Source organism: Bacteroides rodentium JCM 16496 (genome assembly GCF_000614125.1).
Classification (GTDB): domain Bacteria; phylum Bacteroidota; class Bacteroidia; order Bacteroidales; family Bacteroidaceae; genus Bacteroides; species Bacteroides rodentium.
This window is the reverse complement of record NZ_BAKJ01000088.1, coordinates 1-6,650: the sequence shown is the minus strand read 5'-3', so window position 1 is coordinate 6,650 and position 6,650 is coordinate 1. Positions and strand designations below refer to the sequence as shown.

Annotated in this window: 5 protein-coding genes; 2 read left to right on the top strand and 3 right to left on the bottom strand. The window is 43.7% G+C overall.

The window, feature by feature from the left end:
- Nucleotides 1-390: 390 nt before the first annotated feature.
- Nucleotides 391-2,199 carry a hypothetical protein gene (locus tag JCM16496_RS20135; RefSeq protein WP_025836324.1) on the top strand — a complete coding sequence of 603 codons (1,809 nt, stop codon included), beginning with the start codon at nt 391-393 and terminating at the stop codon, nt 2,197-2,199.
- A complete protein-coding gene (locus JCM16496_RS20130) occupies nt 2,148-2,999 on the top strand; it encodes a hypothetical protein (RefSeq protein ID WP_025836323.1) in 852 nt (283 codons plus the stop codon). The genes JCM16496_RS20135 and JCM16496_RS20130 overlap by 52 nt, the downstream gene beginning before the upstream one ends.
- A gap of 175 nt (nt 3,000-3,174) precedes the next feature.
- Here the strand turns inward: JCM16496_RS20130 and JCM16496_RS22825 are convergent, their stop codons facing one another.
- From JCM16496_RS22825 to JCM16496_RS20120, 3 genes are all read right to left on the bottom strand, one after another.
- Nucleotides 3,175-3,315: a hypothetical protein gene (locus tag JCM16496_RS22825; RefSeq protein ID WP_159102486.1), complete on the bottom strand. Its 141-nt coding sequence runs from the start codon at nt 3,313-3,315 to the stop codon at nt 3,175-3,177.
- A gap of 287 nt (nt 3,316-3,602) precedes the next feature.
- Nucleotides 3,603-4,148, bottom strand: a complete 546-nt coding sequence (locus JCM16496_RS20125; RefSeq protein WP_128809760.1) for a hypothetical protein — start codon at nt 4,146-4,148, stop codon at nt 3,603-3,605.
- Nucleotides 4,076-6,175 (bottom strand): hypothetical protein, encoded by a 2,100-nt coding sequence (locus tag JCM16496_RS20120; RefSeq protein WP_025836321.1) that lies wholly within the window; start codon nt 6,173-6,175, stop codon nt 4,076-4,078. The genes JCM16496_RS20125 and JCM16496_RS20120 overlap by 73 nt, the downstream gene beginning before the upstream one ends.
- Nucleotides 6,176-6,650 lie beyond the last annotated feature (475 nt).

Genomic DNA, 6,650 nt, shown 5'->3' with positions numbered 1-6,650 from the left:
ATTATATCGTTGATATACAGCAAAATATCCCTCCAAATATGTTTAGGAAATTTAGTCCTTACTTTGCAGGCTGAAATATGTCCGGACGGCAGGACGGAATAATGCTTGCAAACAAATAAAAGAAGTGTTTCCTACCTTATTGTATAGTAAGAATGAACACTCGCAAGAATGTCCTGGACAGAGCAGGCAACGAAGGAAACAAGAACAATTTATATTATTAACAACTAATTTACGATTATGAACATGGAAAAAGAAATGAAGTACGTAGCTCCGGCAGTGGAAGTGCTGGAAGTAGAAGTAGAAAAAGGGTTTGAGGCTAGTTTTGAAGAGCCAAAACCGGGATTATAATCTGCGATAAAACAATTTTGATTTAATATTAATATTAGAGACATGAAAAAGAAAACCTTGTTTTCACTTGCTTTGGCTTCTATTCTTATGGTAGGATGCCAGCAAGATGAATTTGTATCGATGAATGAGGATACAAGTGTAAATTTGGGGAATCGTCCTGAGCTCGGACAAGTATCCTTGAATTGGGGAATTCCCACTACCCGTATGGCTTTGAATACGATGAATAATTACAGCTTCGTATGGGAGGAAGATGACAGACTGGGAGCGGCCATTGTGGACCAGTTGGAAGCAGACGTGCTGAATAGTACAGAAAAAGTCAAGGGAAATGCAGACTTTAATGGTGAAGACTATTCCACATTAGAATGGACCTACCAGGAATATGTAACCGGTGCAACGAAAGACTTTACAAATAAAGCCGGAAAGAAGGTGAAAGTAACTGCCAAGGAGACCGGCATTGATGTTTCTGAATTCTATACAGTAGTTGATTACATCTCTTCCAACTATCCTTATGTCAGAAACGCAGAAGGCGCATGGACTACCCAGGCCAACTTGGTGGAAGGTAACTACGTGTTCTACGCTCCCTATAACCAGGCTCATCTTACCCGCCAACCTATTGTTGTGACACTGCCGATGGAGCAGGACTGTACAGAGGAATCCAAAGCTTTGGAAGATTTCTATAAGGGTACTGCCCCCGTGGCTTTGGGTGTAGACTTCCTGAGCGCTCCGGACAATAAAGAAGATGTCATCTATCCGTCCGTGAAGATGGCAAACATCTTTGCATATCCGCAGATTACAATCAAGAATGACTTCAACGGTTATTTGTTCAAGGGCGATGCAGCTGATGGAGGTCAGTTCTACAGCTCCGCTGCTGCCGGCAAATACACCATGAAGCTGAAAAAGGTTGAGATTTATACAACCACAGCTACTGCACCGTTGAATTACAAGCGTGCTTTGGCTGCAGAAACATTCAAGACACAGGTTGCCAATGGCTGGGATAATGACGTGAATAAATTCACTACCGGCGAAACAAGCAAAATCCTTGATGCAGCAAGTTCTTACAGTGTAGAAAACTACCCTGCATATCCTGCTGACCAAGCAGCAGCCAAAGCGGACGCCGGCTATGCTACCCAATATGCAAGCGGTGCTGCTGACTTGATTTCTGATTATCAGGTTAAGCACATCACTTGTGATTTGGGCGGTAAGGAATTGAAGAATGGTGAAGAGTATAAATTCTTCGCAATCATGCCTGCCGAAGATTATGGAAAGAACCTATTCGCAAAAGTTTTTGTGGAAATCGATGGTGAATCGTATATCATCCTGACAAGTGCTGACGACCTTGATGTAGTGGCTGACGACGATAGCGAATACAACGGACATGCTCACTTCGCACAAGCAGTTGCAGCAACAGCCCTTGCTGACTACAACTTCAGCGACCCGAAACACGGTGACGAAGGTGTACGTCTGGTACGTGGCCAACGTTTCCCTGCTGCCGAAGTTCTGGAAGACGCTTCTGCCGTCAAAGACTTTGCAGGCTCTTTGATGACCATAAATCTGGTTGGTGGCAAAACACAAGCCGCCTATGCAATGGCTAAAGAGATAAAGACGGAGAACAAGGGTATCGTGGACAATGCAGACTTCATCGACCATATCACTCGCAAGGTTCAACGTGGTACTAATCTGGTAGAAAATACGGCTGTTGGAACTAAAGACCGCAGTGAATGGGCTGCTAAAGATATAGCATTTGCTCCGGACAACAAAGTGGTAATCAATGCCGAACTTATCAGGCTCTTTACAATACATTGTATGACAAGCGTCCGGATGGAACTGCTACAGGTACTGTATTGGCACTGAAAGCTACAAAATTGCCGATTGCAAGCGATGTGGTTGTAACTCTTAACTCTGGTACAACTTATACTTTCACTACTTCAGACAAGGTGTCCTACGACATTGACTTCGGTACATTGGTTGGTAAAGATGGAACAGCTCTTGTCAACGGTATCAATACAGTCAGCGCAGCTGGAGAATTGAAGGCTGCCAAAGATGTAACCGGTGCCGTGGTATTTGTAAGCGGGGCAATAACTGCTACTTTGAATGATGCTACCGGAATCACAGGCATCGATGTGGCAAACACTACAACTTTGACAGTAAATTGCAGTACTGATGCTTTGATTATGAGTAAGGGTACTATTACAATTGGTGGAAAGGGTGCTTTGAACAACGCCAACAACGTATTGGAAGGCACTATCAGCAATGACTTCTTGAAGGCAATTGTCGGTAACGCCGAGAAAGCTACGGTTTCTGCTTCCATGATTGGATGGCCCACCACGACAATCCCTGCAACAGCAAAAGTGAACGCTTTGACTATCAATCTTGGAGTAGAAGGTGCTTTGACCATCAGCAAAGCAGAAGTTGACAAGCTGGCTAATCTGAGCGATGTAGTAATAACTTTGGGTGATAATGTTAACTCCATCAAATCAAGCACAAGCGTTACATTGACAAACATCAAGAGCATGAAGTCTAATACCTCTGAAACCGATATTAAGTGGATCACAACCTCCAATGCTATTACAATCTACTGCGGTGTAGATGACCCTGCTGCTAATTTCTTCACAAAAATCGCAGCAGCTAACGGTGTTACTTTTGCAAAGTAATCAGTTTGAGGATACAATGACAAATTAATCCCGAAGGGGGAGGACTTCCATTCAAAAGAAGTTCTCCCCCTTTTTTTGTTTACTTTCTCCCCACCCTTACACCTCTATCACGATTATAAGATTCAGTGCCGGTATGATAACGCTGCAAAAGTTCTGCATATGTTTTGTTGCATCATTATATCATTTTCGCAGGCAGATAAGGAAGAGGCAGGGTGGCTGCCGCTCTATCGGCTCGATGGAGCGGGTCTCGTACACATAATAATAATCCCCTCGCTACGTGCAGGAAGCCGAAGATGCCGTAAAGGGCTGCTTTCATCGTAATTTGCCCTGATAGTTCCATAGGCGAAGACAGGTATTCCCTTATCCTACCTTCTTGGTTATGACAGAGGGGGAAGAGTAAGGAGATTGGGATTAAGGCATGCTGTCCTCTACAAAAAAGAATCCTTGCCGGATGCATTGCTGATGCATCGGCAAGGATTTCTTGATTGATTCTCCGGGGCAGGATGTCCCGAAGCAGTATGGCCTAAGCCTTCCCCCGCTTCACTTTCATTCCGACGCTCTATTGTCTATGAGTGGAAGTGTAGAGAAAACGGAGCTTATTGGTTATGAGAAAGTGAAGTCAGTCGCATTACCTTTGAATGTACCTGTACCTGAGTTGACAGGTTGAGATACTTTACCGGCAAGTTTACTATCACTGCTTCCAGCCTCAGAAGTCACAACACCAGCGTTAGTGAAACTAGTTTTTACACCAAATTCACCGGGTGCGGCATTGGTTTTAGTATCACCCTTCACATTCAGCTTGGCACCTTCAGCAACTGCTGCATTCTCAAAGTACATCTTGGCACCCGGCATCACGTCCAAAGTACCGTTGATGGTTGCTGCTTTGGAATTTGAAGCCAGCGCATTCACCGTAACCTTGTCTTCGACTACCAAAGTGGAACCTTCGCCAACAACGACATCTCCGGTGATGGTTGTAGAAGCTGCGGTGGTTTTGACTGTAGAAGTAGCTGTACCACTGGTAGAAATATTCTTCTCCAATGTAGCCACTATTACATTAAGGGTTGCACCTTCCAAGGTCAAGCCGTCTGCATTATCGGGAGCGGCAACTGTCTTGCTTGCCTCTGCACCGGCAGCACCAGCAAGGTCCATTCACCGCTTGTAAGCGTTATATCAGTAACCTTTGCGGCATCTGCAGCCTTGTACTCTTTTGCATTTGTTACTTTGGTAGTAACTTTGGCAGAAGCAAAATTATATATAATACCCTGTGCATTCAAGTCTGCTTGTGCAGCTGCAAATGCAGCTACATCCTTCACTTCTACCGTACCAGCAGTAATGGTAGAATTAGCAGCTTTTGCAGAACTTCCCTTCTCGATGATGAACATACCATTAGTATTGGTAATTGCAGCTTGCAAGCTACCGAAGTTGTCAATGGTTCCTTTGTTTGTCAAAGCTTGGGTCGTAGCTTTCAGGATTCCTTTCACTTCAATCGTACCGTCCGCTTCGTTTGTTGAAGCAATATTGTTGATATGCAATGTTGCATCTTCAGCAATCGCTACAGTACCGTTTGTATTGACCAATGGAGCAGTATTAATAGTCAAAGCCTTTCCCTTAGCTATGTTCACTGTACCTACATACGCAGGAATTGCAGGATTAGCCTGTTTATTTTCAAGCTGTCCATTGGTCAAACCACCTGAAATTGCGGCATCAGCAGTAATATTCAATGTACCAAAGTTTTTGATAACATTGGTCAAATCTGCACTTACATTCAGCGTACCGTAGTTGATAAGCTCTGTCTTAATATTCGTTGGTTGTGCTTTCAGTGTCAGTGTAGCGCCATTTGCCACAGCCAGATTTACTTTGTCAAATGTAAACTGTTCCTTATTGTCCGCACTGATGGTATAATCCTTCTTCAAAGTCAATGTCTTTGCGCTGGAAGCACTAACCTTCAATTTGAAGATAGGCAGGCTTTCAATGGTAACGTCTTTAGTCAGCGCGAATTCAGCAGTATTGTTCACATAACCCAGTGCGTGGTCGGTTATGAACTTGATGGCACTCGTCCAGTCTTCTGTGCTGGCAATTTCGAATTTAGCGGGCAGAATAACGTTACCGCTACCATCCTGGGCAAAGTTCAAATTAGCTGCAATCGGCTGGATTTTGTTGGCCAATACGATGTCGGCTGCAGGAGTAATCGTTCTTGAGTAAGAACCTTCGGAAGTCTCCACCGTCAAGTCGAGTTGTTTGTAAGTACCCTTCGGAACCAGGATATAAAGAGAAGTTGCTTTGGCAGCGTCCAAAACGACATCACCCTTCACATTCAGTTCGAATGCGCCCTTATTGGCAGTAGTAGCTCCATCGGCTTGATTAGCGCTATAGATAGAACCGTCAGCAATCTTCTTTTCCAATTCGGCTAAAGCGGCATCCTGTTCGTCCGTCTTGATTTGGCCGTTATCATCCAAACTGATTTGACCGGCATTACCAACCACGCTCATCTGTATAGCAGCATCCGTGTTGAATGCAGAAGTACCGCCATTCTTACCATCCAACTTAATTTTTGTCACCTTCGGAGCAACTCCTGTCGGGATATTGACAGAATTGATGTCAACCCGCACGATAGTATAAAGGTTTGCAAACTTTAAATTAAGGTTGTAGGTTTGCGCATCGGCATATTTCAGGCCTTTTTTCAAATTAACAATCGGCGATACCATTCTCATATACGTGGCAGCTTGTTGCAGAGCTGTCTTTTCATTAGCAGCATCATACACCTGCGCGGGTTTACCCATCGGTAAGCCTTTACGGTTCAATACATCCTGGTATTCGTAATAGAAGAAATACAGACCTTGTGTCATTGCAGACTTTCCACTGAATGTAGAAACGTTGCCATCGGCATCAGCGGTAAAAGGATAATTGATGTAGATTTTTTCGCCAACTGAACCAGCTGTTTCACCATCCACGAGTGCCGCACCAATCATGTCTACGTCTTTTTCCCACGCGAATTGGTTCTTGTCATCAATGCTCATTTTCGTATCCGCACCGTAAGAGGGCTTGGTGGCAGTGAGCACCACATCAATCATCTCGCGACCTTCCAGCGTGTTGCTTTCGTTCACGAAATCATCGTTAGTACAAGCTGCAAAAGCCAAAGGCAGGCACAATGCAGTCAAGAAATGTTTTGTTCTCATTTTATTCTTCAAATTAATTAATTAATTATTGATTTATTCATGCATTATAGTCCGGGAGCCGGGTCTGGATCTACGCCACCAGCACTTGCACCATGCTTCCGGCGAATCCCAATTCAATTTCCACTTCCAGCACTTCCACTGCCGGAGCTTCGTACATCATTTCTTTTTCCATGTTCATAATCGTAAAAAAAATTAGTTGTTAATAATAAATAAATTGTTCTTTTTTCCTGCGTTGTCTGTTCCGTCCGGGGCGTTCTTTCTTACTTGTTATACAATTTTCTTGTTCACTATATAAACCCTTGTTTGCTATATATAAGGTATAAGAACCGCTTCTTCCGTGTGCTTGCAAGCATTGTTTTCACTTGCCGTCCGGACATATTTCAGCCTGCAAAGTAAGGACTAAATTTCCTAAACATATTTGGAGAGGTATTTTGCTGTATATCAACGATATAACAGTTTGAGATAATAATAAATG

Excerpts from the sequence above, each read along its gene's own strand:
- JCM16496_RS20135 (WP_025836324.1), top strand. The coding sequence starts at position 391 with ATGAAAAAGAAAACCTTGTTTTCACTTGCTTTGGCTTCTATTCTTATG.
- JCM16496_RS22825 (WP_159102486.1), bottom strand. The coding sequence starts at position 3,315 with ATGAAAGCAGCCCTTTACGGCATCTTCGGCTTCCTGCACGTAGCGAGG.
- JCM16496_RS20125 (WP_128809760.1), bottom strand. The coding sequence starts at position 4,148 with ATGGACCTTGCTGGTGCTGCCGGTGCAGAGGCAAGCAAGACAGTTGCC.
- JCM16496_RS20120 (WP_025836321.1), bottom strand. The coding sequence starts at position 6,175 with ATGAGAACAAAACATTTCTTGACTGCATTGTGCCTGCCTTTGGCTTTT.